This is a genomic window from Mycetohabitans sp. B2, assembly GCF_021733735.1.
GTDB lineage: Bacteria > Pseudomonadota > Gammaproteobacteria > Burkholderiales > Burkholderiaceae > Mycetohabitans > Mycetohabitans rhizoxinica.
In genome coordinates, this window is record NZ_JAHKSP010000179.1 from 1 (window position 1) to 578 (window position 578).

Below are 578 nucleotides of genomic sequence, written 5' to 3' on the forward strand. Positions count from 1 at the left end.
CAAGCGCTCAAGCGCTTAAGCGCTGAGCATGGCACGACGCTATTTATGACGGTGCTTGCCGCATGGAGCGCGGTGCTCGCGCGCCTGTCAGGTCAGTACGACGTGGTCATCGGCACGCCCAGCGCCCATCGTAACCATCGCCAGATCGAGCTGTTGATTGGCTTCTTTGTCAATACGCTGGCGTTGCGCGTGGATTTGTCGGGCGAGCCCGATATCGCCCAGCTGCTCGCGCGCGTGCGGCGCACGACACTCGACGCGCAAGCGCATCAGGATCTGCCGTTCGAGCAAGTGGTGGAGATTGTGCAGCCGCCGCGTCGATTGAATCATACGCCGTTGTTTCAAGTGATGTTGGCGTGGCAGAACAATGCGCCAGGCGAGTGGCGTCTACCCGGGCTCACGGCCACGCCGGCTGAGCTCGAGTACGAGGTCGTGAAGTTCGATCTCGAGCTGAACTTATCTGAGGCAGGCGACGAGATCATCGGTAGCTTAGGGTATGCGACGGCGCTGTTCGACCGATCCACGATCGAGCGGCACGTCGGGTATCTGCAGACGATGTTGCGCGCCATGGTGGCTTGCCC

Annotated in this window: 1 protein-coding gene; it reads left to right on the forward strand. The window is 61.4% G+C overall.

From position 1 onward, the window contains the following. Window positions 1-578: condensation domain-containing protein (locus KPG66_RS17305; RefSeq protein ID WP_237071672.1), on the forward strand; the 578-nt coding region annotated here is incomplete at both ends.